The organism is Arthrobacter sp., from assembly GCF_031179385.1.
In the GTDB taxonomy this organism is placed as follows: Bacteria; Actinomycetota; Actinomycetes; order Actinomycetales; family Micrococcaceae; genus Arthrobacter_D.
On record NZ_JAPSHV010000004.1, the window covers coordinates 1 to 26460 of the forward strand.

The 26460-nt window shown below is 63.9% G+C and carries 28 protein-coding genes and 2 riboswitches; of the genes, 11 read left to right on the plus strand and 17 right to left on the minus strand.

Annotated elements, in window-relative coordinates; genetic code table 11:
* Positions 1-58: 58 nt before the first annotated feature.
* The 9 genes from RIF85_RS01500 to RIF85_RS01540 form a co-directional block, all read right to left on the minus strand.
* Entirely contained in the window at positions 59-658 is a 600-nt protein-coding gene (locus RIF85_RS01500; RefSeq protein WP_309070137.1) for a uracil-DNA glycosylase, read from the minus strand.
* A gap of 90 nt (positions 659-748) precedes the next feature.
* Positions 749-1645, minus strand: a complete 897-nt coding sequence (locus RIF85_RS01505; RefSeq protein ID WP_309070138.1) for a DNA/RNA non-specific endonuclease — start codon at positions 1643-1645, stop codon at positions 749-751.
* 57 nt (positions 1646-1702) lie between these two features.
* Positions 1703-2014 carry a hypothetical protein gene (locus RIF85_RS01510; RefSeq protein WP_309070139.1) on the minus strand — a complete coding sequence of 104 codons (312 nt, stop codon included), beginning with the start codon at positions 2012-2014 and terminating at the stop codon, positions 1703-1705.
* A gap of 63 nt (positions 2015-2077) precedes the next feature.
* On the minus strand, positions 2078-2677 hold the full coding sequence (locus RIF85_RS01515) for a hypothetical protein (protein ID WP_309070140.1): 600 nt from the start codon (positions 2675-2677) through the stop codon (positions 2078-2080).
* A complete protein-coding gene (locus RIF85_RS01520; protein ID WP_309070141.1) occupies positions 2674-3120 on the minus strand; it encodes a hypothetical protein in 447 nt (148 codons plus the stop codon). The genes RIF85_RS01515 and RIF85_RS01520 overlap by 4 nt, the downstream gene beginning before the upstream one ends.
* Before the next feature lie 76 nt (positions 3121-3196).
* Positions 3197-3538, minus strand: coding sequence for a hypothetical protein (locus RIF85_RS01525; protein ID WP_309070142.1), 342 nt, complete (start codon positions 3536-3538; stop codon positions 3197-3199).
* Positions 3539-3572: 34 nt separating this feature from the next.
* On the minus strand, positions 3573-3995 hold the full coding sequence (locus RIF85_RS01530) for a hypothetical protein (RefSeq protein ID WP_309070143.1): 423 nt from the start codon (positions 3993-3995) through the stop codon (positions 3573-3575).
* A gap of 129 nt (positions 3996-4124) precedes the next feature.
* Complete coding sequence (locus RIF85_RS01535) at positions 4125-4976, minus strand: NAD(P)-dependent oxidoreductase (RefSeq protein WP_309070144.1); 852 nt, start codon at positions 4974-4976, stop codon at positions 4125-4127.
* Entirely contained in the window at positions 4973-5977 is a 1005-nt protein-coding gene (locus RIF85_RS01540) for an aldo/keto reductase family protein (RefSeq protein ID WP_309070145.1), read from the minus strand. The genes RIF85_RS01535 and RIF85_RS01540 overlap by 4 nt, the downstream gene beginning before the upstream one ends.
* A 120-nt stretch (positions 5978-6097) precedes the next feature.
* Between RIF85_RS01540 and RIF85_RS01545 the strand changes: the two genes are divergently transcribed.
* Complete coding sequence (locus RIF85_RS01545; protein WP_309070146.1) at positions 6098-7171, plus strand: peptidoglycan bridge formation glycyltransferase FemA/FemB family protein; 1074 nt, start codon at positions 6098-6100, stop codon at positions 7169-7171.
* 52 nt (positions 7172-7223) lie between these two features.
* A complete protein-coding gene (locus tag RIF85_RS01550; RefSeq protein ID WP_375164437.1) occupies positions 7224-8834 on the plus strand; it encodes a threonine/serine exporter ThrE family protein in 1611 nt (536 codons plus the stop codon).
* Between the two features lie 6 nt (positions 8835-8840).
* Here RIF85_RS01550 and RIF85_RS01555 read toward each other — a convergent pair whose 3' ends face one another.
* Positions 8841-9593, minus strand: a complete 753-nt coding sequence (locus RIF85_RS01555; protein WP_309070147.1) for a uracil-DNA glycosylase — start codon at positions 9591-9593, stop codon at positions 8841-8843.
* A 126-nt stretch (positions 9594-9719) separates the two neighbouring features.
* Here RIF85_RS01555 and RIF85_RS01560 point away from each other — a divergent pair, with 126 nt between their 5' ends.
* From RIF85_RS01560 to groL, 4 genes are all read left to right on the plus strand, one after another.
* A complete protein-coding gene (locus RIF85_RS01560; protein WP_375164438.1) occupies positions 9720-10025 on the plus strand; it encodes a DUF3263 domain-containing protein in 306 nt (101 codons plus the stop codon).
* Between the two features lie 37 nt (positions 10026-10062).
* Positions 10063-10728: a LytR C-terminal domain-containing protein gene (locus RIF85_RS01565; protein ID WP_309070148.1), complete on the plus strand. Its 666-nt coding sequence runs from the start codon at positions 10063-10065 to the stop codon at positions 10726-10728.
* Positions 10729-10854: 126 nt separating this feature from the next.
* Positions 10855-11061 carry a cold-shock protein gene (locus RIF85_RS01570; RefSeq protein WP_309070149.1) on the plus strand — a complete coding sequence of 69 codons (207 nt, stop codon included), beginning with the start codon at positions 10855-10857 and terminating at the stop codon, positions 11059-11061.
* 296 nt (positions 11062-11357) lie between these two features.
* Positions 11358-12992 (plus strand): chaperonin GroEL, encoded by a 1635-nt coding sequence (gene groL / locus RIF85_RS01575; RefSeq protein ID WP_309070150.1) that lies wholly within the window; start codon positions 11358-11360, stop codon positions 12990-12992.
* 131 nt (positions 12993-13123) lie between these two features.
* On the opposite strand, the gene RIF85_RS01580 is transcribed toward groL, so the two are convergent.
* The 6 genes from RIF85_RS01580 to RIF85_RS01605 all read right to left on the minus strand — a co-directional run bounded on the left by RIF85_RS01580 (position 13124) and on the right by RIF85_RS01605 (position 20210).
* Positions 13124-13414 carry a WXG100 family type VII secretion target gene (locus tag RIF85_RS01580; RefSeq protein ID WP_309070151.1) on the minus strand — a complete coding sequence of 97 codons (291 nt, stop codon included), beginning with the start codon at positions 13412-13414 and terminating at the stop codon, positions 13124-13126.
* A gap of 157 nt (positions 13415-13571) precedes the next feature.
* Complete coding sequence (locus RIF85_RS01585; protein WP_309070152.1) at positions 13572-15017, minus strand: ATP-binding protein; 1446 nt, start codon at positions 15015-15017, stop codon at positions 13572-13574.
* A gap of 21 nt (positions 15018-15038) precedes the next feature.
* Complete coding sequence (locus RIF85_RS01590) at positions 15039-15749, minus strand: response regulator transcription factor (RefSeq protein WP_309070153.1); 711 nt, start codon at positions 15747-15749, stop codon at positions 15039-15041.
* Between the two features lie 87 nt (positions 15750-15836).
* Positions 15837-17480 (minus strand): DNA repair helicase XPB, encoded by a 1644-nt coding sequence (locus RIF85_RS01595; protein WP_309070154.1) that lies wholly within the window; start codon positions 17478-17480, stop codon positions 15837-15839.
* Entirely contained in the window at positions 17473-19860 is a 2388-nt protein-coding gene (locus RIF85_RS01600) for a helicase-associated domain-containing protein (RefSeq protein WP_309070155.1), read from the minus strand. The genes RIF85_RS01595 and RIF85_RS01600 overlap by 8 nt, the downstream gene beginning before the upstream one ends.
* A gap of 71 nt (positions 19861-19931) precedes the next feature.
* Entirely contained in the window at positions 19932-20210 is a 279-nt protein-coding gene (locus RIF85_RS01605) for a hypothetical protein (protein WP_309070156.1), read from the minus strand.
* Positions 20211-20384: 174 nt separating this feature from the next.
* Here RIF85_RS01605 and RIF85_RS01610 point away from each other — a divergent pair, with 174 nt between their 5' ends.
* The 3 genes from RIF85_RS01610 to RIF85_RS01620 are packed head-to-tail and all read left to right on the plus strand — an operon-like array spanning position 20385 to position 22753.
* On the plus strand, positions 20385-20768 hold the full coding sequence (locus tag RIF85_RS01610) for a cold shock domain-containing protein (protein WP_309070157.1): 384 nt from the start codon (positions 20385-20387) through the stop codon (positions 20766-20768).
* Between the two features lie 5 nt (positions 20769-20773).
* Positions 20774-21433: a DUF3027 domain-containing protein gene (locus RIF85_RS01615; RefSeq protein WP_309070158.1), complete on the plus strand. Its 660-nt coding sequence runs from the start codon at positions 20774-20776 to the stop codon at positions 21431-21433.
* A gap of 33 nt (positions 21434-21466) precedes the next feature.
* On the plus strand, positions 21467-22753 hold the full coding sequence (locus RIF85_RS01620; RefSeq protein ID WP_309070159.1) for an MFS transporter: 1287 nt from the start codon (positions 21467-21469) through the stop codon (positions 22751-22753).
* On the opposite strand, the gene serC is transcribed toward RIF85_RS01620, so the two are convergent.
* On the minus strand, positions 22750-23877 hold the full coding sequence (serC, locus tag RIF85_RS01625) for a phosphoserine transaminase (protein WP_309070160.1): 1128 nt from the start codon (positions 23875-23877) through the stop codon (positions 22750-22752). The genes RIF85_RS01620 and serC overlap by 4 nt on opposite strands.
* 245 nt (positions 23878-24122) lie before the next feature.
* Between serC and RIF85_RS01630 the strand changes: the two genes are divergently transcribed.
* Positions 24123-24815, plus strand: coding sequence for a metal-dependent transcriptional regulator (locus tag RIF85_RS01630; protein WP_309070161.1), 693 nt, complete (start codon positions 24123-24125; stop codon positions 24813-24815).
* Positions 24816-24942: 127 nt separating this feature from the next.
* A riboswitch (cyclic di-AMP (ydaO/yuaA leader) is annotated at positions 24943-25134 on the plus strand.
* Between the two features lie 250 nt (positions 25135-25384).
* Complete coding sequence (locus RIF85_RS01635; protein WP_309070162.1) at positions 25385-26149, plus strand: M23 family metallopeptidase; 765 nt, start codon at positions 25385-25387, stop codon at positions 26147-26149.
* A gap of 148 nt (positions 26150-26297) precedes the next feature.
* Positions 26298-26457, plus strand: a riboswitch (cyclic di-AMP (ydaO/yuaA leader).
* The last annotated feature ends 3 nt before the right edge of the window (positions 26458-26460 follow it).

Sequence of the window (26460 nt, forward strand, 5' to 3'; positions counted from 1 at the left end):
GACCGGGTATGTCCTGGCAGGAGGGGTTTTTTCGTGCGCGCCTGACGGCGCATCGAAGTCAGCCGACGAGGCGCTTGGCCCGCTCAACGGCCTTGCGAAGTTCGTCCTGTTTGGTCTTGCGCGAGAGCGACTGCGGCCCGACACCGGGCGCCTTGATAACGGTGACGCGGGGCACCCTGTCCTGTAGGTGCTTGTCCCAGGTCTGCTGCACGGCGTCGCTGCAGAGCAGCACCACCTCGAGACGCGGAAGAAGCCGCAGGACAGAGCCCAACGCCTTCGCTCCGGCTGTGCGGTTGTCCGCGTTGGGGTTGGGCGCGAGGAACGGGACCATGTTCCACATCAGGACGCCGTCATGCAAACCGGCGGAATCTCGTTCAATCCAGCAGCGCTCGGCCGAGCTGTCAGGGTTGTCGACTGACACGATGCCGGTGCCGCCTTCGGAGAACAGATCTTCCTGCGGGCGGTCGAGGACAAAGAGCACGCGTGCCTGGTCTCCGGCGTCTGCGGGGTCGAAGTGGGGGACGGGAGTCGACCGGGCGGCGGCATACGCGGCGCGCCACTGCTCCAGGCTTTGAACGTGCGGGGCGGTCGCCAGCATGGATCGGCGGTTCTCGAGGACCGCTTCGTCGGCCAGGGCTTGCGGATGGTCGAGGTACATACCTCCACTGTATCCGGGTGTGTTCACTTCGCCTGACGGAGGTGAGCTTCGCTACAGAGTCTGATCCACGTCAGGCGGGGTGGGAGTACTTCACTGCCGGAGGTCGAAATCCAAATCAAGGCATTCGGGATTGGACAGCTCCCGCCACGCCGAAGTGACCGCCGCCGTAGGTAGGGCGGCCGCAATGGGCATACGGTCAGCGTCGACAAGCTGAGCGAGGTCTAACCCGGTGAGAGCGGCGATGTCACGGATCGGGACCTGGAACGTGCGAAACGGACCAAGCGGGGGAGCGGCGTCCACCGCGCCGGGCCGTTCTATGTCGGGAAGCTCACGCAGCTGGGGCGTCTGATCCACCACGTAACCGGTGGCGGCAAGCCCGCCCTCATGAAGAAAAGCCGCCACCTTGAAGTACATGAGCGGGATGCCGGTTCCGCGGTACACCGGATCCCGATCGCTGAAAACCGGCCCCGTGAAGACAACCAGACGCCGGCCGTAGTCCGCAGCGTTATCCAGCAGGTAGGTTTCAAGCCCGAGCCACAGATCAAGGCTTTGATTGAATGCCGCGGCCTGTGGTGCTGCATTGGTGTAGAAAAAGGTGTCACTGTTGGCCTGCGCTGCTTCCGCTTGCGTCGCGCCCCACACAGCCGACGCCCGACGCACCAGATGCCCCCGGTCGATGTCATTGCGGGCGTAGAGCCCTGCGCCGGTCTGCATGCTCTCTCCCAATCTTGGATCGAGGCGCCAGTCGATGCCTGACCGGTCCATGTCCATCAGATGGGAACCATCGATGCCGAGCGCGGTGACCGCCGCGAGGCGTTTGTCACTGCGCATCAGTATGGAGAAGTGCGTGTAGGGCAACAGAGTGGTCTCGAGCATCGCCAGGGCGGGCACCGGCAGGCCGATGCCGAGAAACTCCTCGTCGAAGCCGGCTCGGTCGGAGAGATCGTCCGCGGTGAGGAACCGCGGCTCAGGCAAAGGTGCGTTCATTGGCGGAACCTATCACCGTCGAATGGACGCGAGATGAACGCCGGGCATCAACGCAGGTCAGGCTGCTCGTTCCCAGGTGACGCTGTGCCCCCAACCACCATGGTCGATGTCAATTGGCCGGCCGTCCTGGTCATGGCACGTGTCCACGGGCTCGCCGAACGCCTCACAGGTGGGGTCGGAACAGCGCTCCGACATGGTGCCCACGTATTCGTCCGCAAACTCGAGCTCCCACTGATCGACCTGGCATAGTGCCCAGGCGTCCCCCTGGTCTGCAAGGTCGCGAAGTTCTTCGATGCTGTACCGGCGCCCCCGCTCGGGGTGGCGGACAGGTGTGGTCGGAGTGGTGTGGGAAGTGGCTGAAATGTTCATGCGCCCAAGGTACTGCGCGCCTCCGACATTTTTGAGGGATGGGTCAGGCGAGTCCCGAACCCGTCAGCTTTTCACCGGCTGCAGAGACGACTGCACAGCAACGACGTCCGCCCCATAGCGGGCGTCGTACGCGCTTTGCAGAGCTCCGTCGTCGTAAGTCACCGTGACAAAGAGGTAGCCGTTTTCAATCCAGGTCATGAGCACGTCAGGATCGCTCGATATGGTGGATTGCAGGTCAGCCAGTTCGCTTTCGGTCCCTGCTCCGGGATTCGTGGGGTCCGTCCTGGGATCGATGTTGGCGGGAGGATCGTAGAGAGCCAGCGGCGTCGGCGGCCGGGTGACCGTGAAGGTGGTGCCATCCCACCTGCCCTGGACAGCATAGGTTCCCCAGGTGACACCGTTCGCGCTTTCTGAAGCGTCAGCCTTCGTCCAATCCCAACCGACGATCTCGGGGCCGGAACACTGCGGCGGATAGGACTCCATGACGGGTCCCAGGCAGAGCATCGCCGGCCCGTCACCGGTCGACAACACTGTTCCCTGGCCGATCAGCTCATCGGAAGCCGGTCGAGGTGAACCGCTGGCAGGACTTCCACCCGGTGAAGTCACGGCACCACAACCGGCCAGCAGCAGAGCGGTCAAGGTCAGCGGAAGCAGGATTTTCACCAGACGGACTCCAGATCAGCGTGTACGGCGGCCAGCAGCCGGTCCCTGTCGTGGATAACGTCAACCGGCCGCTCGCCGTGAAGTTCGCCGTTCGCGACAACGAACCATTGCAGGATGTGACGGTCTTTCCAGCCAGCAGCAAGAGCGATCTCCGCAACTTCGGCCATGACCGGCCGGACGATGCGAGCGGTCTTGTCGAACTGAAATCCCGGGTACAGAACGCGCCCTGCCTTGGTGGCAACACCGAGAATTCGGCGTTCCGCTGCCAGGCATCCGGCGGGGGGCCAATGGGGGCCGAGCAGGGCGTCGACATCGGATCCGCTCAGCAGCCCGAACTCCAGTTCGATCGCCACCCACCGCGCGCACGCGGCCCTGATGGAACGCGACACCGCGTCCTGATAAGCAGTCGCTTCACCAACGACTCGGGCTGAGCCGCTTCTCATAGGAACAAGGTACTGCTAGCGGCTGCTCAAAAGAACAGTTGATGGATATTTGACATCGAACCGCGACCTCCCGCGATTACGACGACGGGGAGCAAGCCTCATTGAGCGCCTCGACGGACTCGGCGGGCACCTGGTCTCCCGCCGCAGCGATGTCACGAAGAGGGCCGGTGATTTCCGAGGGAACGCCGGCGGTTTCAGCGGTTTCTACCAGCCCTCCCAGGATTTCCCGGTCCCGAGCGCTGACGTTGCCGTCGTTCACGAGGGAACATACCTGGGATCGGACTTCCTCCGCGGCGGCCCCGGCAACCTGCGACGCCGCATCGCTGGCTATCCCGCCGGCGGTCTCCTCTATCTGGCTGCAGCCTGCGAGCAGGGCAGCGACGGGCACGAGCAGGCAGAGTGCAGCAAGTTTCTTCACTTTCCCAGTCTAGGTGCGCAACCCAGGCACACCTCTAGCGTTCGAGGTCCTCAGGGTCGAACTGGCTGAGTGGCGAGCCCCCGAAGTTTGCAGAGTCATCACTTGCATCGGCTTCCTCCTCGCTCATGGGATCGCCGAAATCGACGTCGGCGGCTGCTTCGCCAATGGTCGGTTCCTCCGGCGGAACCTGCTCGTCACCGTCGCTGAATCGGACATCTTCGGTTTCGTCGCGGAGGCTCTGGTCGCTTGTTTCCAGTCCCGGACCGCCTACACCTGGCTCATCCTGCAGCAGCGGATCCTGTTCCCAGTTGTCCGGGTCTACCTCGGCAGCACTCGGGTAGTCGTCCGGCTGGCCGTCCTTCACCGGATCCAGCGCCTCCGGAGCGAGCGACTGGTTTGCTGCCTCCGGTTCCTCGCCGACCACGTTCAGTTCCTCATCGGGGAGATTCTCAGTCATGACCGATCCTTTCGACGATTCTGTAGGAGCATCGGCTCCCGGTTCAGTAAGCCTACTGATCATTTTGGGTCGAGGCTAGCCGAACCAGTGACAGGAGGCTGCCGCGAATGGAACGGCAGCCTCCCATACCTAGTCGCCTACGGCATCCCGCCAGCTGTGACGGGGGCTGAACCCCAGTACTTTCCGCGCCTTGTCGATTGACAGGAGCGTTTCATGTTCCCCAACGTCCTTCGTGACCTCAACACCGGGGAACACCTCGGCAGCGAGGGAAGCACTTGAGCGGTTCATCACCGTGTCGGCTGCGGCGATGATGTACCTGTCGAAGCCGTTCGGCGCGTTCTCAAGAGCCCGAAGCACGGCCTGTGCTCCGTCCCGGCCGTCGATATAGCCCCAAAGGTTCCACTTCCGCAGCAGGGGGTCGGCATCGAAGGACGGGAAATCCGCGTAGTCTTCCGGGTCCATAACGTTGGAGAATCGTAGTGCCGTGATGCTCAGGGCCGGATCCCAGCGGGTGAACTGGATAGCCATCTGCTCTTCAAGGTGTTTCACCAGCGAATAGGTACTTTCAGGACGCGCGTCATACTGCTCGTCGACTGGGATATACGGAGGATCCTGATCGAAGGGCAGCCCGAGAACAGTCTCACTGGAGGCGTACACAATGCGCCGGATGCCGGCCCGGCGGCACGCCTGGAATACGTTGTACGTCGCCAGCATGTTGTTGTGGAAGGTGGCAGCATCCGGGCGCAGACCCGGCGCCGGAACGGCGGCCAAATGCACGACGGCGTCGAACCCCGAGTGCCGATCGTCCACTCCCATGATCGCGTCTACGACGTCGCCATAATTGGTCAGATCGATGGACAGGAAACCCGGGCCGCGCTCGCCGTGCAGGTCGAAACCGTGCACTTCGTGTCCCGCTTCACGCAGCCCAGCGACGACGCTGCGCCCGAGCTTGCCGCTCGATCCGGTGACCGCGAGCCTCACGAGGGGCGCTTGTCGGGTGAGGTGGTCTTTGCAGGATCCGTTTCCGCCAGATGCCCCACAGCCTCATCGATTTTCTTGAGGAGAGCAGGCTCCAGCGTGACACCGGCGGCCGCGACGTTCGATTCAACCTGCTCGGGACGGGATGCACCGATAATCGCTGACGCGACGTTCGGGTTCTGGAGCACCCAGGCGATCGCGAGCTGCGCCATGCTCAGACCTGCTTCGTCCGCGAGCGGCTGCAGCTTCTGCACACCGGTGAGAACCTCATCGGACATCCAGCGCTTGATCATGTCAGCGCCGCCCTTCTCATCAGCCGCGCGCGACCCCTTCTCGGGATCCTGGCCGGGCTTGTACTTTCCGGTCAGCACACCCTGCGCCACGGGAGACCATACGATCTGTGAGATGCCGAGCTCCTCCGACGTCGGCACGACCTTCTCCTCAATCACCCGCCACAGCATCGAGTACTGCGGCTGGTTGGAGATGAGCTGGAAGCCCAGTTCCTTCGCCAGCGCATGACCGGAGCGCAGTTGGTCCGCCGTCCATTCGCTGACACCGATATAGAGCGCCTTGCCCTGCCGCACAACGTCGGCAAAGGCCTGCATGGTCTCTTCAAGAGGTGTCTCATGGTCATAGCGGTGGGCCTGGTACAGGTCCACGTAGTCAGTCTGCAGCCGGCTCAGCGAGCCGTCGATGGACTCCATGATGTGTTTGCGGGAGAGCCCCGAATCGTTGTGGCCCTTGGGGCCGGTGGCTCCCCAGACCTTCGTGAAGATTTCAAGAGACTGCCGGCGCTCGCCCTTGAGGGCTTCGCCGAGAACAGTTTCAGCGGCGGTGTTCGCGTAGACGTCGGCGGTGTCAAAGGTGCTGATTCCGGCGTCGAGAGCCGCGCGCACACACTGGGTGGCGACGTCGTTCTCCACCTGGGAACCATGCGTCAGCCAGTTTCCGTAGGTGATTTCCGAGATTTTGAGTCCACTGTTTCCGAGGTATCTGAATTCCATGATTTCGATGCTATCCACGTGCTTGCCCACCGGTATAGGGCAAGAGTCCGGTGACGTAAGCCTGGCACCGCCAACGGCTACACTGAATCGACGCCTGCCGACCAGTTGTGATTGAGGACCATGGGTACGTTTACCGCGCGATTTGCCACCGAGGAAGAACGCAAGAACTGGGATTCTCTGGTCACAGCCAACCCGAACGGCGGCAATCTCCTGCAGTCTGCGGCTTTCGCCGAGGTCAAGTCCCATCATGGTTGGAAGCCGCTCTTCCTGGCCTTTGAATCAGCGGAATACACCACCTATAACCTCGTCCTTGAAAAAAAGGTCCCCCTGCTCGGGAGCCTCTGGTACCTCATCAAGGGTCCCGACGTTGCCGCACCCGAGGATGTGCCCGCGGTCCTGGAGGCTTGCAGTGCTTTCATCCGCGAATCCGGGCTATCCGTATTCGCCGTGAAGGTGGAGCCGGATATCGTCGACAGCGAGGACGTGCGCACGCTCTTCCGGCGCGCAGGTCTGGTCAAGGCCTTCAACCTGCAGCCCAATGACCACACCGCAATTCTCGATACCACTCCCGAACCCAACCAGTTGCTGCGCAACCTTCACTCACGGGGGCGCAACGCTGTCCGGCGTGCGGAGCGTGAAGGCGTCACCGTTGAACGGATGGAGCCCACGGACGAGAACTTCCGCACGATGTACGGCCTCATGGCGCACATTGAGGACCGCTCGGCGGCGCGCCTGCGTTCATTCGAGTACTACCAGCGCTTTTGGTCGAACTTCGTTGCTGCAGGGCAGGGTCGGCTCTACTTCGTGTATGAGGACGGTGAACCTTCGGTAGGTGCGTTCGTCATCAATTACGGACGGAAGGGCACTTACAAGGACGGCGGCTCCAGGCCGGGGCGCTCCCAGTACGGTGATTCTCATCTCGTTCAGTGGCGGGCAATCAATGACCTCAAAAGCGAGCACAATATTGTTGAATACGATTTCTGTGGCACGCCGCCAAGTGACCAGCTGAAAGACAAGAACCACCAGCATCACGGTCTCGGTCTCTTCAAGACAAGTTTCACCAAAACGGTCACGGACTTCGTTGGCTGCTATGACCTGGTGCTCAGCCCGATGAAGTACCGTGCATGGCAGAAACTGGGCGAGCGGGTCATGCGGCAGGTGTATTGGCGCCGCACGCACCAACCGTTCTACTAAACCGCAACACCTCGGGAGTGGGGAACACGCCCGGGTCAGGAAGGGGCTAGAAGTGGCAGACAAGACCGGTGCCGACAAGCGCCGGAGCCCGGATACCAACCCCTCCCCGGTGGCCGAGCAGCTGCCCGTCGTGAGGCCGCCGGCCGTGCCGGGCAAGGCCAAGTCCAAAATAGCGAGGAAAGCCGGCCAGCCCCCGAAGGCCAACCCGACTGACGCCTTGCCGATCACCCCTCAGACGGCCCGTCCCGGCCGTCCGGACCGTTCACAGCTTGCCGCGCGCAAGATGCTGCGCCGCCTGGTCCAGGGTGAATCTCCTCCCACCCAGGCGATGAACCTTGTCGAGCGGCTCGCAGGCAGTCCCTACGCCAACCCCACGATCCAGGTGGGTGGGCCCGACGTCGGCGCCCGGCGCACGCTCGATTTCGCCCTCAGTCTGGCGGAGACCATGTTCCGCTACGGTGCGGGCGCGCTGGAGGTCGAGACGAGCATCATTGCCGTCACCGCCGCCTTCGGACTCGACAACATCGAAGTGGACATCACCAACCAGTCGGTGGTGCTCAACTACTCGGCGAAGGACCAGACACCAACCACGGTTCTGCGGGTTGTGCGCTCGTGGACCAACAATTATGCGGGCCTCACCCGTGTGCACCAGCTGGTAACGGACATCGTCGACGGCGGCGTCGACCGGGCTGAAGCCATCAGGCGGCTGGATGAGATTACGCACAGGCCCAAGCCGTTCCCACGGTGGATGGTGACCGCGGCCTTCGGCGTATTCGCCGCTGCAATCGTGGCCTTCATCGGCGGCGGACCGCTCGGTTCCCTCATCTCCTTCGCAAGCTGCATCGGTGTCGACCTGTTCTCGCGCCAGCTCGGACGCTGGAGAGTGCCGGAGTTTTTTGCCACCGCAACGTCGGCAGCCCTCGTGACCTTCATAGCAATGCTGATGTGGTGGCTTAACGTTCCGATCGCTCCCGCCCTTGTGGTGGTGGGCGGAATCCTGCTGCTCCTGCCTACCGGTCGGCTGGTGTCCGCTACCCAGGACGCGATCAACGGATTCCCCGTCACGGCAGCGGGACGATTCCTTTCCGCTTTCCTTGTCTTCGCGGGGCTGGTCTCCGGCATCGCCGTCGCGCTGGTGATGGGAACCTTCATCGGCATTCCGGAGCTGGACGTGACGACGTCGGAGGGATCGCAGTATCCGCTTCCCGTGGTTGCCCTACTTGTTTTCGTAGCCGTCGCGATGATCTGCATCGCCGAGCAGACGGACATGAGCCTCGTCGTCCCGACCTCGCTCATCGGAATGGCCGGATTCCTGCTCTACTCGCTGGTGGTGAGCCTTGGCGTTGGATACCGTCTCGCCCCCGCCATCGCTGCCGTGCTGATAGGCATGCTCGCGAGAATCGTGGCGCTGCGCATGGGAGCGCCTCAGCTCGTGGTGGCCGTGCCGGCGGTGATGTTCCTTTATCCCGGACTCACGATCTTCCGGTCCATGTATAACCTCACGACCGAGACCGGGGTTGCCGGGGCAGGTGCCATCGGGCTGTTCAACGCGCTGACCATCATCCTGGCGATCGCCGGGGGCGTGGTGCTGGGCGACAACCTGGCGCGGCCGTTCACCAAGAAGCTGAGCAGCAACGAACGGCGTCGTAACCGCCGCCGCTGATCCGCGCTAGCCCCGCAACCAGTGCACGGGTGCGGCGCCCTGTTCGGCCAGCAGGGCATTCGCTCTGCTGAAGGGACGCGAGCCGAAGAAGCCGCGGGACGCGGACAGTGGGCTGGGATGTGCGGACTCGATGAGCGGCGTCGATCCCAGCAGGGGCTTCAGCTGTGCGGCCTCCCGACCCCAGAGGATCGCCACCAACGGCTGGTCTCGGGCGACCAGTGCACGGATGGCAGCATCTGTGACGGCGTTCCAGCCGAGCTTGCGGTGGGACCCGGTTTCACCTGCCCGCACGGTGAGGACCCGGTTGAGCAGGAAGACTCCTTCATCCGCCCACCCGGAAAGATCGCCATGGGCAGGTGCAGGAGCGTCCAGGTCCGAAGCCAGTTCCTTATAGATGTTCACCAGGCTCCGGGGAAGTTTGGTCCGTCTGGTCACAGAAAAGGCCAGGCCCACTGAATGGCCGGGTGTGGGATAGGGATCCTGACCCACGATGATGACCTTGACGTGGCTGAGCGGATAGGTGAAGGCCCGAAGGATGAGGTCGGGGCCGGGCAAGAGCTGCGCGCCGCGCTGCTGCTCTTCGGCCAGGGCCCGGGCCAGTTCATGGACCTGCGGCTGAACCGGCCGCAGCGCCTCTGCCCAGTCCGGTGCCATGACGTCGTTCAGAGTGGCCGGAGCAGCGAACGGGAGCGCCGCGAACGGGAGTTCAGCGGCAGGCGATGCAGGGAAGGGCAGGGTGGGCGTGCCGTCGTCGTTCATAGTCTTATTCTGGCGCGGACGGGCGCTGCGGCTGCAGTTGTCGGTAAATGACAATGATGTGATTCGCCTTTACCATGGATCAGGAACCTCGAGCGGAAATAGTGGATGGGACGGTGTGTCGTGGGCATGCAGAACGCGGCAGCAGACATGAACCGTGAAGGGGTGGCGGGCAACCCGGAATCGGGATTGGGTGAGCGCGAGCAGCGGATTCTCGAACTTGAGCGTCAGTGGTGGAAGTACTCCGGCGCCAAGGAGCAGGCCATCCGGGAGATGTTTGATCTTTCCGCCACGCACTATTACCAGATCCTCAATGCACTCATCGATACCGAAGCAGCCCTCGCGCACGATCCCATGCTCGTGAAGAGATTGCGTAGACTACGTACGACCCGCCAACGCGCCCGTTCGGCGCGCCGTCTTGGCGTGGACGTTTAGCAACTACGCCCATCTCGAGCCAAGGATTTCCCGTCACATGACCCAGTACCCGCGCGACGAATTCGACCGTGTGCCCGAATCCGCCGCACGGCAGGGAGTTCATCGCGAGCGGCTGGTCCCTCCGCGATCGAGCGGACTGCCCCTGAAGATTGTTGCCGGCCTACTTGTCCTTGCCGTTGGGTTGGCGGCCTACTTCCTCTTCCCGCGCCTCGGCCTCGGACAGGCCAGCCAGGTGACCCCTCAAAGCAGCACCGCCGCGCCAATGCCGTCCATCACGGCCGATGAGGCGAGGAGCGGGACGCCGAGTGAAGAGCCCAGCAAATCCGCGGCACCTGTTGAGCCGGAAACGCCCAGCACTGAACCCACTCCCGAAGAGGATCCAACGTCCGAGCCGGAGCCCACTCCGGAGGCAACCGAGACGGCCGCGGCGGTCGACCGGGCGCAGCCAGTCGCCGTGCTGAATGCAACGACGGTCAGCGGGTTGGCCAGCACCGCCGCGGGCCGGTTGCAGGCTGACGGATGGAGCGTTACCCAAGTCGGTAACTGGTCCGGCGAGCAGCTGCAGGGATCCATCGTCCTCTACAACGGCGAGGAGCAGAGACCGACGGCTGAAGCACTCGCAGCGGTCCTCGGTATCGGGGCCGTCCAGGGCAATGCAGGGTTCGGCAACATCACTGTTGTGGTCGGTCCCGGTTTCCAGTGAGCAGTCGGGTTAAGGATCAATAACATTCACTGTGTTCTGCGTCACTGTCGCCGAGAAGTGGGATTAGATGTATTTCAGCCCCGCAATCAACAGCTACGCGGGGGATCTACATAGTGGGAGAACAGCATGGCGCAGGGAACCGTGAAATGGTTCAACGCTGAAAAGGGATATGGCTTCATCACCGTCGATGAGGGCGGGGCAGATGTGTTTGTACATTGGTCCGCAATCCAGATGGATGGCTACCGCGCTCTCGATGAGGGCCAGCGGGTGGAATTCGAGATCGGAGAAGGTCAGAAGGGGCCGCAGGCTGAGGCTGTGCGGCTCGCATCCTGAATAGACCCACTCAATACCGAACGACGACGGAGCGCTTTCCGGCGGGGAGCGTACCGTCGTCGTTGTTTTCCACGGGCGAACAGCTTGCACTCACGGTGCGAGAGTGCTAATTATTGAGTTAGCACTCAGAGGTGACGACTGCTAAGACGGCACCCGAGTGAGTGAACAAGGCAACCTCTGTGGTGAGGGCTGGTTCGGTAGGTACAGAGATCCTCCCGGGTCCGCCCGTCCGTCGCGGGCATCACAGGTCGGTAGCAGCTGATAAGCATGACCGTCCCGAAAGGACCTACGCCGTTATGGCCAAGATCATTTCTTTTGATGAAGAGGCACGCCGCGGCCTCGAGCGCGGGTTGAACACCCTCGCTGACGCAGTCAAGGTTACGCTGGGCCCCCGCGGTCGCAACGTTGTCCTTGAGAAGAAGTGGGGCGCTCCCACCATCACGAACGACGGCGTTTCCATCGCCAAGGAGATCGAACTTGACGATCCCTTCGAGAAGATCGGCGCTGAGCTCGTCAAGGAAGTTGCCAAGAAGACTGACGACGTTGCCGGTGACGGTACCACCACCGCTACCGTCCTCGCCCAGGCACTGGTCAAGGAAGGCCTGCGCAACGTGGCCGCCGGCGCTGACCCGCTGAGCCTCAAGCGCGGCATCGAGAAGGCTGTTGACGCTGTCACCGCCGAACTCCTCTCCTCCGCCAAGGAAATTGAGACCAAGGAAGAAATCGCGGCCACGGCTTCGATCTCCGCGGGCGACCAGCAGATCGGTGACCTCATCGCTGAAGCCCTCGACAAGGTGGGCAAGGAAGGCGTCATCACCGTCGAGGAGTCGAACACCTTCGGCCTGGAGCTTGAGCTCACTGAAGGTATGCGCTTCGACAAGGGCTACATTTCCGGTTACTTCGTCACCGACGCAGAGCGCCAGGAGACGGTCCTTGAAGACCCTTACATCCTGATCGTCAACTCGAAGATCTCCAACGTCAAGGACCTTGTTGCTGTCCTCGAGAAGGTCATGCAGTCCGGCAAGCCGCTGCTGATCATCGCCGAAGACATCGAGGGCGAAGCCCTGGCCACCCTCGTGGTCAACAAGATCCGCGGCACCTTCAAGTCCGTCGCCGTCAAGGCTCCGGGCTTCGGTGACCGTCGCAAGGCGCAGCTCGCTGACATCGCCATCCTTACCGGTGGCCAGGTCATCGCTGAAGAAGTTGGCCTCAAGCTGGAGAACGCCACCCTGGACCTCCTGGGCCAGGCACGCAAGGTTGTTGTCACCAAGGACGAGACCACCATCGTCGAGGGTGCAGGCAACGCCGAGGAGATCGCCGGCCGGGTTGCACAGATCCGCGCCGAGATCGAGAACTCCGACTCCGACTACGACCGTGAGAAGCTGCAGGAGCGCTTGGCCAAGCTGGCCGGCGGCGTTGCAGTCATCAAGGCCGGAGCAGCAACCGAGGTTGAGCTCAAGGAGCGCAAGCACCGCATCGAGGACGCCGTCCGCAACGCGAAGGCTGCAGTCGAGGAAGGCATCGTCGCCGGTGGCGGCGTGGCCCTGATCCAGGCCGGCGCCAAGGCGTTCGCCAACCTGACCCTTGAAGGTGACGAGGCAACCGGTGCGAACATCGTCCGCATCGCCATCGACGCTCCGCTCAAGCAGATTGCTTTCAACGCCGGCCTTGAGCCCGGCGTCGTGATCGAGAAGGTTCGCGGCCTGCCCGCTGGCCACGGTCTCAACGCTGCAACCGGTGACTACGAGGACCTCCTCGCTGCCGGTGTGAACGATCCCGTGAAGGTGACCCGCTCTGCACTGCAGAACGCTGCCTCCATCGCTGGTCTCTTCCTCACCACCGAAGCTGTTGTCGCGGACAAGCCTGAGAAGGCTGCTCCCGCCGGCGGCGGCGACGACATGGGCGGCATGGGCGGAATGGGCGGCTTCTAAGCCCCAGTTCCGCTGAGCAGGTTCGTCTGCGAAGGCACCGCCTGCAAAGACACGTCTGCGAAGACACAGAAGGCCGGTCACCCTAGAACGGGTGGCCGGCCTTCGGCGTTCGTGCTCCGCCCGCTCGCGGGTTAGTGCATAAACATCCGGGCGTTGCTGAGCTCCGCCTGGCTGTACTGTTCGGTGGCGACAGCGAGTGCCTGGTTGATGCTCGCCAAGGACTCCTCAACCTTAAACTGCGTTGCACGCCAGTCCGTGACCAGTTGCTGGAAGTTCTGGGACGCCTGTCCCTGCCACTCTGACTCAAGGGAGCGGAGCCCGGACTGCATGGCGTTCACTTCGGACTGGAGACGCGCGATGGTGTTCTGCACGTCAGCGCTCTTGGCGGCCAGCGAGTCCGTGTTGACGTTGAAGTAGGTCATGGGTTCCTCCTGAAATCCTTGTACTGCGGATGCTTGCCCTCATGACGCTAGGGTGCGGGGAATATCAGGGGGAGCCATGAATTCAGGATGTGTGTAAGCCGCTGGCATTCGGTGTTTTGGGGAGGAATGGTCGCGTTGGCTCCTGAATCGTGCACGGTCAAGCGTCTTCGGAAAGGCTGCTTTCCGGGTCATGCGGCAGCCGGATCGAAAGCGTGGCACCGCCACCGGGTGTCTCCTCCAACCTGACGCTTCCGTCGTGCTGCGCCACCAGTGCGGCGACGATGGCGAGACCGAGGCCGGTGCCGCCGGTCTCGCGGTAGCGGGACGAATCCGCCCGGTAGAACCGTTCGAAGACCCGGGAAGCGTCCTCCTCCGAGATGCCGGGACCATGATCCCGCACCTCGATAACGGCATCGCTCCTGCCGTGGATGACAGGCGCGACGCCGACCGCAACCTCGATCGGGGAGCCCTCCGGCGTGTATCTCAGGGCGTTGGTCATCAGGTTCGCGACAACCTGGCGGAGACGGGCTTCGTCGCCGACGGTCGGAGCGTGCCTCGCAGGTCCGCCGTCGAGTCCGATCACTCTGATTGTGCGGTCAGGAGCGATGGCACGGGCGTCCATGGCGGCATCGTTCCCCAATACCAGCAGATCAAGCGGCTGGGCTTCCAGCGGCCGCTGTTCGTCGATGCGGGCGAGCGTCAACAGGTCCTCGACCAGTTGACCCATGCGCTTTGCTTCGCTCTCGATCCGGCCCATGGCGGCCTTGACGTCCTCGTCATTCTGCAGGGCGCCGTGGCGGTACAGCTCGGAGAATCCACGGATGGTCACGAGGGGGGTACGCAGCTCGTGGGACGCGTCTGCGACGAAGCGGCGCATCTTCCGTTCCGACTCCATGCGCGCCGCGAATGCCGACTCGATATGCGAGAGCATCGCGTTCAGCGACCGGGAGAGCCTGCCCACCTCTGTTGCCGGGCGCTCAACCTCGACGCGGCGGGAAAGGTCCCCGCCCGCGATGGCCGCTGCGGTCCGCTCCACCCTGCTGAGCGGACGGAACTGCCGGGTGACCGCCAAGTACGCGACAATCGAGGCGGCAGCGATGGAGAACAGTCCGACGGTGAAGATGATGCGGCCGGCTTCGGAGACGGTGTCATGCACGGTGGACATGCGGGTCGCCACGGCAACCGAGCTGTCCTCCTCAATCAGCGGGAACACGATGACGCGCCATTCGCTCTCATTCCGGCTTCCCGGGACGGTGAAGGCATCCAGGTTCATCGCCTCGACTTCCTCCCTGCTAAGGCGCGGAATAACCGGCACCTCGAGGGCGTCGGGGGAGTGTGTCGAGCGGATCGACTCCCCGTTCTCGTCGAGCCACAGCCCGTAGAAGCGGAGCAGGTTCTGGTTCGTGTCGCTCCCAATAGCGCCGATGCTGTTGGTCACCGACTGGGCGTTCGCTTGTATGTCCTTGTCCATCTGGACCACCAGGCTGTTCCGGAGCAGCGAGATGGTTACGATGCCCGTGATGGCAACGGTGAACACCATGAGCAGGGTCATGATGGCAATCAGTTGCGTGCGGAGGGAAGCGGATTTCCAGGGGCGGATCACAGCGGCTATGGGAATAGCGGGTTACCGCTTGTCGGCGGTGCGCAGCAGGTAGCCGACGCCGCGCTTGGTCTGGATGAGTGCGGGGGCGTCGGGGTTCTTGTCGATTTTGCGGCGCAGGTAGGAGATGTAGGACTCCACAATGGAGGCATCCCCATTGAAGTCGTACTCCCACACGTGGTCAAGGATCTGGGCCTTGGACAGCACACGGTTGGGGTTCATCATCAGGTAGCGCAGCAGTTTGAACTCCGTGGGGGACAGGTCAATCACCTCACCCCCACGGCGGACCTCGTGAGCATCATCATCGAGTGAGAGGTCATCGACACGGATGACGGCGCCGTCGTCCTCAAGCGGGCGGGTCCGCCGAAGGACAGCCCGGATGCGGGCGACCACCTCGTCCAGGCTGAACGGCTTGGTGACGTAGTCATCGCCGCCCACCGTGAGCCCGGTGACCTTGTCATCGGTGTCATCGCGGGCCGTCAGGAATACGACGGGAAAGTGGCGCCCGGCAGCACGGAGCCGGCGCGTGACAGTGAAACCGTCCATGTCCGGCAGCATCACGTCCAACACGGCGAGGTCCGGATTGTGGGTTTCGGCGGCGGCGAGGGCGTCGCGTCCGTTGGCGGCGGCAACGACGTCGAATCCGGCGAAGCGCAGGGAGGTGGAGAGCAGTTCCCGGATGTTCGGCTCGTCGTCGACTACAAGCAGTTTTGCTTCAGGTCCTGATTTATTCACGACTCCCAGTCTGCTCCCAGATGCTGGGAGTTGTCTGGATGTTACCCGAATGCGCGGGAGCCGCGGGTCAGCCTGACGAGGCTGCTGTCACCCCTGCGGGATATCCGCCGCGTCCATGATGGTGTACGCGTATCCCTGCTCGGCGAGGAAGCGCTGCCGCTTGGCGGCGAAGTCCTGGTCGAGGGTGTCACGGGCGACGACGGTGTAGAACCGTGCTGCTCGTCCGTCGCCTTTGGGGCGAAGCAGGCGTCCCAGCCGCTGGGCTTCCTCCTGGCGCGATCCGAACGAGCCCGACACCTGGATGGCCACCGAGGCCTCGGGGAGGTCGATCGAGAAGTTGGCAACCTTGGAGACGACCAGGGTGTGCAGTTCTCCGGAGCGGAAAGCGTTGAACAGGCGCTGGCGTTCCTTGACGGATGTCTCACCCTTGATGATCGGCGCGTCGAGCCGTTCGCCAAGCTCGTCGAGCTGGTCAATATACTGACCGATGACCAGCAGCTGCTCACCCTTGTGCGAGGCGACCAGCTTCTCAACGACAGAGGTCTTCGTCTCGGAGGTGGCGCACAGGCGGTACTTGTCGCCGTCGTCGGCCATGGCGTAGGCCACCCGCTCATCGCGGGGGAGGTCAACCCGAACCTCCACGCAGTCTGCCGGCGCAATGTATCCCTGCGCCTCGATGTCCTTCCAGGGCGCGTCATAGCGCTTGGGACCGATCAAGGAGAACACCTCTCCCTCCCGGCCGTCCTCACGCACGAGGGTCGCCGTGAGACCGAGGCGCCGCCGCGCCTGAAGGTCAGCGGTCATCCGGAAGATCGGTGCAGGCAGCAGGTGGACCTCGTCGTACACGATAAGGCCCCAGTCATTGGCGTCAAGCAGCTCAAGGTGGGGGTACAGTCCGCCGCGGCGCAGGGTGAGCACCTGGTAGGTGGCGATGGTGACGGGCCGGACCTCCTTGACGGATCCGGAGTACTCGCCGATCTCGTCCTCAGTCAGCGACGTCCGCTTGAGCAGTTCGTCCTTCCACTGCCGCGCCGACACCGTGTTGGTCACGAGGATGAGCGTGGTGGTGGAGCTCGTCGCCATCGCTGCGGCGCCCACCAGTGTCTTTCCCGCGCCGCACGGAAGCACGACGACGCCGGAGCCGCCCGCCCAGAAGTTCTCCGTAGCCACCTTCTGGTACGGGCGCAGGGTCCAGCCGTCCTCGTTGAGCATGATGGGGTGCGGCGTGCCGTCGACGTAGCCGGCGAGATCCTCTGCCGGCCACCCGAGCTTCAGCAGGAGTTGCTTCAGCTGCCCGCGCTGGGAGGAGTGCACCACCACGGTTTCACCGTCGATCCGGGGACCAAGGAGGGGCTCGATCTTTTTGGCGTGGAGCACTTCCTCAAGCACGGGATAGTCGTTGGTGCGCAGGACGAGGCCGTGCTGGGCGTCCTTTTCCAGTCGCAGCCGCCCGTAGCGCGACATGGTTTCTTCAATGTCGACGAGGAGCGCGTGCGGCACCGGGAAGCGCGAGTATTTCAGCAGCGTGTCTAGAACCTGCTCGGCGTCGAGCCCGGCGGCGCGGGCATTCCACAGGCCAAGGGGCGTGAGCCGGTAGCTGTGCACATGCTCTGGAGCGCGCTCCAGCTCCGCGAACGCTGCGATGGCATGCCGCGCTTCGGTGGCCTGCTCGTGATCAACCTCCAGCAGGATGGTCTTGTCGCTCTGGACAATAAGCGGCCCGTTAGGCATCCGTTGAAGCCCCTTCCACAGTTTCCACATCCATAATCCGATGCACGGAAATCACGCGCTCGGTCTCGTTCTCCGGGTCGAAAACGCGCACCCGTCCCGCATGAACCGACAGTGGAACAAAGACCTGCCGGGTGGAATTCCCGGAGCTGTCCGCGAAGCCCATCCGGACCGCCCTCTTGGTCCGGATGGCTGTCCGGAGCGTCTCGAGGCCGATCATCGCCTCACTCTCGGCGCCCCCGCCCGGACCTGGCCTGGCGCTGCCCCGCAGCACCTTCATCTGCGCTTCGAGGTCTTCCTCGGTCAGCACCCACGGGTTGGTCCGCACCGCAGACGACGACGGCGTCGATCCGGCACTCCGAATCGGCTGCCTCACTTCAGCGCCCCCCTCCAACGCGGGGGAGTAGCCGAGCTCGCGCAGTGCTGAGGCAAGTTCGGCAGGCGTAGCCTGGGCCGTCACGACGGTTGGTGCAAGCCGGACAAGCCCGAGCGCCGCGGCTGCGGGATCCGCGAGGAGTGCCGTCAGAGCGGCGTCGTCATCGCTGCGAACGTAGCTGAAGGCGGGACCGACGCGCAGCGACCCGTAGCGGGCGGCGGTGTCTTCCACGAGGTAGCGCAGCGGTTGCGGAACGTTCGTGGCAGAGTGCTTCTCAAGGAAGGCCAGAATGGCTGCGGCGTCCTGACCAGTGTCGAGGGCACGCCGCACCGACTGGGCGGAAAACCGGTACACAGTTGCCGGGCCCTGTCCCTCCGCAGAGGCGAGCAGGGCAAGTTCACGGGCGACCTGGGGCTCAAGATAACCAGGCGCCACTGCGGTCAGGTCGGCCTGCAGCATGAAGTGGGTGAGCGGTTCAGGGAGGGCATCGCGAAGAGCCTCAACGGCGTCATCGAACCGGTCCTCCGCGACTGCTCCTCCGAGGTCAGTCAAGGCGCCGGAACCGAGCAGGCCGAGGTGCCCCATCTCCACCACCATCCCAGGGACCAGCCGGGAAAAGCGGCGGCGGAGGCGGGGTTGCTGCCAGGTGAGCCTCTCGATCAGGGAGGATGCGTCGAGAACGCACGCGCGGCCGTCGTCGTTTGCTGCTTCCGTTGAGATCGCCAGAGCCGCAGACAACGCACGACGGCGGACGGCCGGCGCGTCGGTCCGGCTCGCCTCCGATGACAGCGGATTGACGGTGCTGCCGCTGGGCAGCCGACCTCCCACGAGGGAAGGAGCACGTTCCGCATCAAGCCACGCGCGCACCAGTTGAAGCCACTGCTCGTGACGTTCCGAAAGGTGCCAGGACCCGCTCGCCGCGGCCGTCCAGCGCGAGCTGTCCGGGTCAAGTGCGATGAGCCGCGCGAGTGCGGCCAGCTCAAGCAGCCAGACCACCTGTTCGCGGTCCACACGAAGCGAGTCCGCGAGCCGACGGACTTCACGGACGCCCACTCCTCCCGTGCGCAGCGTCGCTATGGGTTCGGACTGCGCAGCGGCCAGGAGCTCCGTGACCAGCCGAAGTGTCTCGGCCACGGCCCCGAAGGCGGCGTTGTCCCGAAGGCTCACCCGTACCGAGTTCAGGCGCGGTTCAGGCGGCGTTACCGGCAGGGAAGGAATGATCAGGCCGCCACGCGCCGCGATTCCCACCTCGCGGGGTAGCTCCACGTGGTTCGCGTCGAGCCGGATGAGCAGTCCGTTCTCGAGGAGCCACTCAATTGGCGTTACCGTCCCCGATGCTGCGCCGGCTTTAGCTGATCCCACCGGCGAAGCTGCGAGCTTTCCCAGCAGGTCCGGTGCTTTCTCCGGAACCGCTGCAAGAACCGCGTCCCAGGATCCTTCAAGCACTCGAGCGAGCTCGGTCGCCGGACCGCTGCCGGCCGGTAAGCCCGTCGGTCGGGGTACCGCCGACGCATACAGGCGTTCGAGCCCGGTCCTGATGCGCTCGCCATACTCGGGGTACTGCTGCACCAGCATTGCGAGCGGACGCCCCAGCCCTGCCGGATAGGGGCCGAGCGCTTCGTGGAGCGTCTCCAGTGGTAAATAAGAGTGCCGGCTCCTCGACACAGGACCGGACCGCACAAGGGCCATGTCCCGGAGCTGCGCGAGGTAGGGCTCGAGAATCTTGGCGGTCGTCGAGCCGATCACTGTCTTGAGGGTTGCTGCCGTGCTGCCGACTCCGCCGTCAAGATTCGTTGTAAGGACTACGGCCTCCAACACCATCAATTGGGGGGCGCTCAGAGTTTCGAGCGCGCGCTGCACACTGACCCGCGTTGACGCCCGTGCCGCGAGGGCGGCAAAGTCGGGAACGGGCGGAAGCACCACGTCGGGGCGTGCGGCCATCAGCTGGCGGAGTTCGGAGTCGCTGCGGGACGCCAGATCTTCGGCTAGGGCACGGATGGCGGACACCACATTAACGTTACTCGCACCGGGGAACGGCGGGGCGACGGTGTGGCCGGACACCGACGGCTGCGCGTGAGTTAACTGCGGCCGCGGGAAATAACGCTGCTGACGACGCTGACGAGCATCAGCAGGAAGGCCAGAGGCAGGCAAAAATACGCGGCGGCCATGAATCCCGGCCACGACTGCATGCCCATCCACGCAGACACGAGGACGGCCACGAGCGAAATGAGGCCGACAGCTGCGAGCGTGACCGCGGCAATCAACAGGATGCGCCCGCTTCGAGGGGTGCCTTTTGCCTCCCTGAGGGGACCGGCGCCGTCGTTCGCGTCAGGAACGGAGGATGGGTTCTGCATCATGATGCTCCTAGCGTACAAGGGTGCTCATCGTCCATTCCCCTCACCGGTGCCGGTATCCTGTTAAGGCAGACTTTTTCGCTGCGTACGGCCAGTTCACCGACATCGCGTCGATTCCTATCGATTCGTCGGTAACTCACGGCCTGCGCACCAGCAGTACGAGAACGGGGTAATTACGTGCCTATCGGCAAGGTGAAGTGGTTCGACTCTGAAAAGGGTTTCGGCTTTCTGGCGACGGATGACGGCAAGGAAGTATTCCTGCATGCCTCCGCGCTCCCTGCCGGAGTAACAGAGGTGAAGGTGGGGGCCCGGCTCGAGTTCGGCGTCGCTGATGGACGCAAGGGCCTGCAGGCATTGTCGGCCCGCATCCTTGATGCCCAGCCGTCTGTAGCCAAGGCAACACGGAAGAAGGCGGAAGATATGGCCGTCATCACCGAGGACCTGATCCGCCTGCTCGACGACGTGTCCAACGGTCTGCGCCGCGGTCGGTACCCCGACAAGTCGCACTCCGCGAAGGTTGCTGCGGTGCTGCGCGCCGTCGCGGATGACCTGGACGTTTAGGTCCAATGACTGAATCTCCAGCATCGACGGAGTCCGGGGAGGCTCAACCAGCGGAAGCACCGGGAGCCGTGGCATCCGCGGTTCCCGCTGCCAAGCGCCGCCCCGCCCGGAAGCCGTCCAAGCCCGACGCCGTATTGGCTGCCGCTGTGGACGCCGCACGGAACGGTGTGCTGGAGATCGCCGACGGAACACCCGTGGGTGAGCACCTGGGAGTCGTCCCGGAGGCGGAGAGGCTCGTCACCCACCGTTTCGCGGCCAATGTTCCGGGTTACGTGGGCTGGCACTGGTTTGCGACGCTCGCCCGGGTTCCCCGTGGCAAGGACGTTACCGTCTGCGAGGTCGGGTTGTTGCCTTCTGCGGACGCCCTGCTGGCCCCCGACTGGGTCCCGTGGTCCGAACGCGTCCGCCCGGAAGACACCGCGGAGGAAACAGCGGAGGAAACAGCGGCCGGGGATTCAGCGGAGGCCGCCGAAGTGGACCCCGTCATGGAAGCAGACGTGGACCCTGAAGAAGACACTGCTGACAGCGCGCATGCTGAACCTGAACCTGCAGCTGACGAACCTGCTGACAGTGAGCCCGTCGAAAGGGGATCGGCGGGGACCGGCTCCCCGGACCCCGATGCCGATGATCCGAGCACTCCCGGGGGCGAATCCCCAGTTGCCTAGGGTGTGGAGGGCTGCAGGAAGGACGGTTGCCTGATGGGCATGTTCCGATCCCTGCACATCCACAATTACCGGCTCTGGTTCATCGGTGCACTGATCTCCAATATCGGCACCTGGATGCAGCGCACGGCCCAGGACTGGCTCGTCTACGACATCCTCACGGATCAGGACGCCGCGGCGATGGGTATCGTCATGGCCCTGCAGCTCGGTCCGCAGCTCTTCATTGCCCCGTGGGCGGGTCTGATAGCCGACACGGTCGATCGCCGGAAGCTGTTGATCGGAACGCAGGCCGCGATGGCCGCGCTCGGTGTCGGCCTTGGGCTTTTGGTCGTGTTTGGCCTGGCAGAACTCTGGCACGTCTATGCATTCGCTCTTGCGCTGGGAGTAGTAGCCGCAATTGACGCTCCGGCCCGTCAGGCCTTTGTCTCGGAAGTGGTACGCGACGAATACCTCCCCAACGCGGTGGCCCTCAACAGCGCCTCTTTCAACGGGGCCCGGATGTTCGGGCCCGCGGTTGCAGGCCTGCTCACCGTGGCCGTCGGCCCGGGGTGGGTCTTTCTCATCAATGCCGTGACATTCGGTGCAATGATCTTTGCCCTCGTGACAATCCGGCAAGGAGAATTGCGCGTTCTCAAGAGGTCAGCGCCTGGGCGTGGCAGGATCCGGGCAGGCTTCCGGTACGTGCGACTTCGGCCCGACCTGATGATGGTGATGTTTGCCATCTTCATTGTGGGGACGTTCGGGTTGAACTTCGCCGTCTACATTGCGGCGATGGCCCGGACCGAGTTCAACACGGACGCCGGCATCTTCGGCACCCTGTCGTCAATCATGGCCGTGGGCTCTGTGACCGGCGCCCTGCTCTCGGCCCGGCGGGAACGGCCACGTCTCAGGTTCATCTTCGGAGCTGCCGGCGCATTCGGCCTGGCCTGCCTGCTAGCTGCGCTTGCGCCTTCAGTGTGGCTCTTCGGCGTGACGCTGATTCCTGTGGGACTGTTTGCCCTGACCCTCATGACCAGCGCGAACGCGTACGTTCAAACCACTACGGCGCAGGAAATGCGCGGCCGCGTGATGGCACTGTACTTCGCCATCTTCCTCGGCGGAACACCGATCGGAGCGCCGATCGTGGGATGGGTGACCAATGCCTTCGGCCCTCGGTGGGGCCTGGTGGTGGCCGCCGCGTCGGGCTTCGTGGCTGCTGTAGCCGGGCTCGTGTGGGTTTGGCGGTCCCATCACGTAACAGTTCGCCTCGTGCGTTCGGAGCCGAGGCGGCTCAGGTTGACCCTGGCCGCCACGGCACGGGACACGCCGGAGCGTGACGGCTAGGAGCGCTCAACTACGTAATCGACGCACTCCAGCAGCGCCGACACGTCGGAGGGCTCAATCGCCACGAACGTTGCAATCCGCAGCTGGTTGCGGCCCAGCTTCCGGTACGGCTCGACGTCTACTATCCCGTTGGCGCGCAGGGTCTTGGCCACCGCCGACGCGTCGACGCTCTCATCGAAATCGATGGTGGCGATGACGTTGGAGCGGTGGTCCGGGTTCTGTACAAACGGGGTCGCTATGGACGAGGCTTCCGCCCAGCTGTAGATGCGTCCTGCGGAGTCGGCAGTGCGCTGCGCGGCGAAGTCGATGCCGCCGTTCCCGTTGAGCCATTCGATCTGCGCGTTCAGAGTCACCAGGGTCGAGAGAGCAGGCGTGTTGTACGTCTGGTTCAGGCGCGAGTTGTCGATGGCCGTCTGCAGGTCGAGGAAATCCGGAATCCAGCGGCCCGAGGACTTGATCGACGCAGCCCGCTCCAGCGCTGCAGGAGAAAACAGTCCAAGCCACAATCCGCCGTCGGACGCGAAGTTCTTCTGCGGTGCGAAGTAGTAAACGTCAGCCTGGGACACATCCACCGCAAGTCCGCCCGCAGCAGAGGTCGCATCGACCGCGATCAGCGCACCCTCGTCAGCTCCGGCCACACGCTCAACGGGGGCTGCAACCCCTGTCGAGGTTTCATTCTGGGGCCAGGCATAGAAGTCGACGCCGGACTCGGCCTGGGGGGCGGGTCGGGTCCCCGGCTCGGACTTGATGACAGTCGAGTCTCCAAGGAAGGGCGCCTTCGAGGTTGCTGCAGCGAACTTCGAACCGAACTCGCCGAACGAGAGGTGCTGGGCACGCGCTTTCACCAGCCCGAAGGCGGCAACATCCCAGAAAGCTGTGGACCCTCCGACGCCCAGAACAACTTCATACCCTTCGGGGGCACGGAAGAAGTCCATCAGCCCTGACCGCACAGAGCCGACCAGGTTCTTGACCGGAGCCTGGCGGTGGGACGTTCCGAGCAGGTCAGTCCCCGCACGGTTCAGGGCTTCCAGCTGCTCCGGACGGACCTTGGAGGGGCCTGCGCCGAACCGTCCATCCTTCGGCAGCAGCTCGGTTGGGATGCGGATGTCGGTGGAAGTGCTCATGATTACTCCAGGACGGTTGCTTGGTGTGGGGTCTCGCAGACCATTCTGCCCCAGCGGCCGCAGCGCCGGCGCATTGTGACCGGTGGGAGTGCACAACACCGTGCTGATGCGTCCCAGTCAAAGCGGCAAACCTACATGGGTTAACCTTGTGGGGCGTAGGGATGACGACGGTCGCCCGTTTTCGGGGCGCTGCTGCCGCCGCATCAACGCTCAAACCGCACCAGTGCCAAGGAGCTGAACCCCGCATGACGGACCTCATCGACACCACCGAGATGTACCTGCGGACCATCCTTGAGCTCGAGGAAGAGAACATTGTTGCTCTGCGCGCGCGGATTGCCGAGCGGCTTCGGCACTCCGGGCCAACGGTGTCGCAGACGGTCGGCCGCATGGAACGCGACGGACTGGTGATCGTGACCGGGGACCGTCACCTCGAGCTGACGGAGCTCGGACGCCGGCGGGCCACTGAGGTGATGCGCAAGCACCGGCTGGCGGAGCGGCTGCTTTCTGACGTCATCGGCCTCGACTGGGCGTACGTCCACGACGAGGCATGCCGTTGGGAACATGTGATGAGCGAGCGCGTTGAGCGGAGGCTGTATGAGCTGCTCGGTCAGCCGACGCAGTCGCCCTACGGCAACCCGATTCCCGGTCTCGAAGCAATCGGGGGTACTCCCTCCGAGCTCCAGACAATGGGTGTGTGCACTCTCACAGAGGCCATGGCAACATACGTCCCGGGATCGAGCGTGACCCTCGTACGTCTCGCTGAGCCGATCCAGGTTGATCCTGAGTTGCTGACCCAGCTGGACGAGGGCGGCCTCCGTCCCGGAGCCCGCATGACGCTGCAGGCTGTAGGCGAATACGTGTCCGTGCGGGTGCCCGATGTCGAAGGTGCATTGGAGCTTCCACCCGAAGTCGCGTCGCACGTTTTCGTCGCGGTTTAGTTTCCGCCCCGGCGGTCCGGACAGACCCGCTGGATTCCCGAAGGATATCCACAGCATGGTTACGGAATGATTACTTTTGGTCCGTCCGAGCTATAGTTAATCCCTGGCGCTGATACTTCAGCGTTACCTGGTTCGCATGCCTAACCCTGTCAGCGAACGCAGTGTTTCAAGATGGACAGGGGCGGAGGACCCACAACCGGTGATGGCTTGCCATGACCTTGGGGTGAAGTCCGGGTGCTGCCACTACGCGCGTATCCGGGCCGAGTTTTCTCATACTCGAATCCGACAGCTAACTTCGCAGGCGGAAATGAGAGAGGGTCTCCTTGTCGAACACTGCTTCGGGGCGCCGCCGTGCCAGCGCCCCGGTCGCTGAAGCGCGGCCACGCGACGCCCACAGGCGTGAGCGGGCCGAGCGAATCGCCAGTCAGGCAGCGGTGCACGCAGCCGCTTCGCCTGCCCCGGTGTCTTCACCTTCCCCGGCTTCGCCACGTCTGACGGTGCCAGAGGCGCCTCGCTGTGCAGCCGCTCCAATGTCACGGCGTGAAGCCCGCACTGGTTCCGTTGCGTCCGTGAGCAGCGGAGCGTTCGCGCAGCCAGCGGCGCTGCGCCCCCGCGATGGCCAGAGGATTGAACGACGACGACGCGCTGTCACCGCTCGCCGCGACGTCTCCTTCGCCGGGATCAGCCAGAAGGTCGCCATTGCAGCCGCCGCATCGGGCATGGTACTGACCGTCGCACTTCCCACCACCGCCGCAGTCGTGCCCGCAGAGGCTCAGGTAGCTGCCGCCGCTTCGGCCGAGCAGGCAGAGCCGCAACCCATCCAGGCGGCCGCGGGCGCCGAGGTTTCGTTTGACCGCGCTGCCCTTCACGGCAAGTTCGATCCGGACGCCAAGCTCGTGGAGATTGTTTCTGCATCAGGTGGAGACATCGTGGCGGATGAGTCGAAGGGATCGCTCTCCGCGCCGCTGGACCACGTGGTGATGAGTTCGCCCTTCGGGACCCGGGTGAGCCCGATCACCGGTGCCGGGGAGCTCCACACCGGGCAGGACATGAGCGAGGCCTGCGGCACTGCTGTCAGAGCAGCAGCGGCCGGCACCGTGACGTTCGCGGGCTGGCATGCCTACGGCGGCGGCAACCGTGTGGTGGTCAAGCACGCCAACGGGTTGGAGACCACCTACAACCATCTGTCGGCGATGGATGTCACTGTGGGCCAGGTTGTGGACCGCGGGGAAGCCATCGCCCGGGTGGGTTCGACGGGTGCCTCAACGGGCTGCCACCTGCACTTTGAGGTGCTTGTCGACGGCAAGAACGTCGACCCAATGGGCTGGCTCTGAGCCGTTGCTCAGGTCGTCGTAACCATGAACACACCGTTCCGTGACCTGAATGTGACATACCTGATTTTCTGATGTACCGTTTCACTCGTGCCAAATCGCAGGGGGTTTGGCACTCTCGCGCAGATCGCCTAGCTCTGCCACTGCACGAGATCCGTTCGCAACAATCGCATGGCAGGGGCGGGGGAACCAATTGCGGGCTTCTTCTTCAGAAGTCCTTGGGGTTAAGTCGCTGGATCTGAGACGATCCGCGGCCGGGTGACTCCCATCCGAATCCGACAGCTCACCTCGCAGGCGTAGGGAGAGGCAATTTA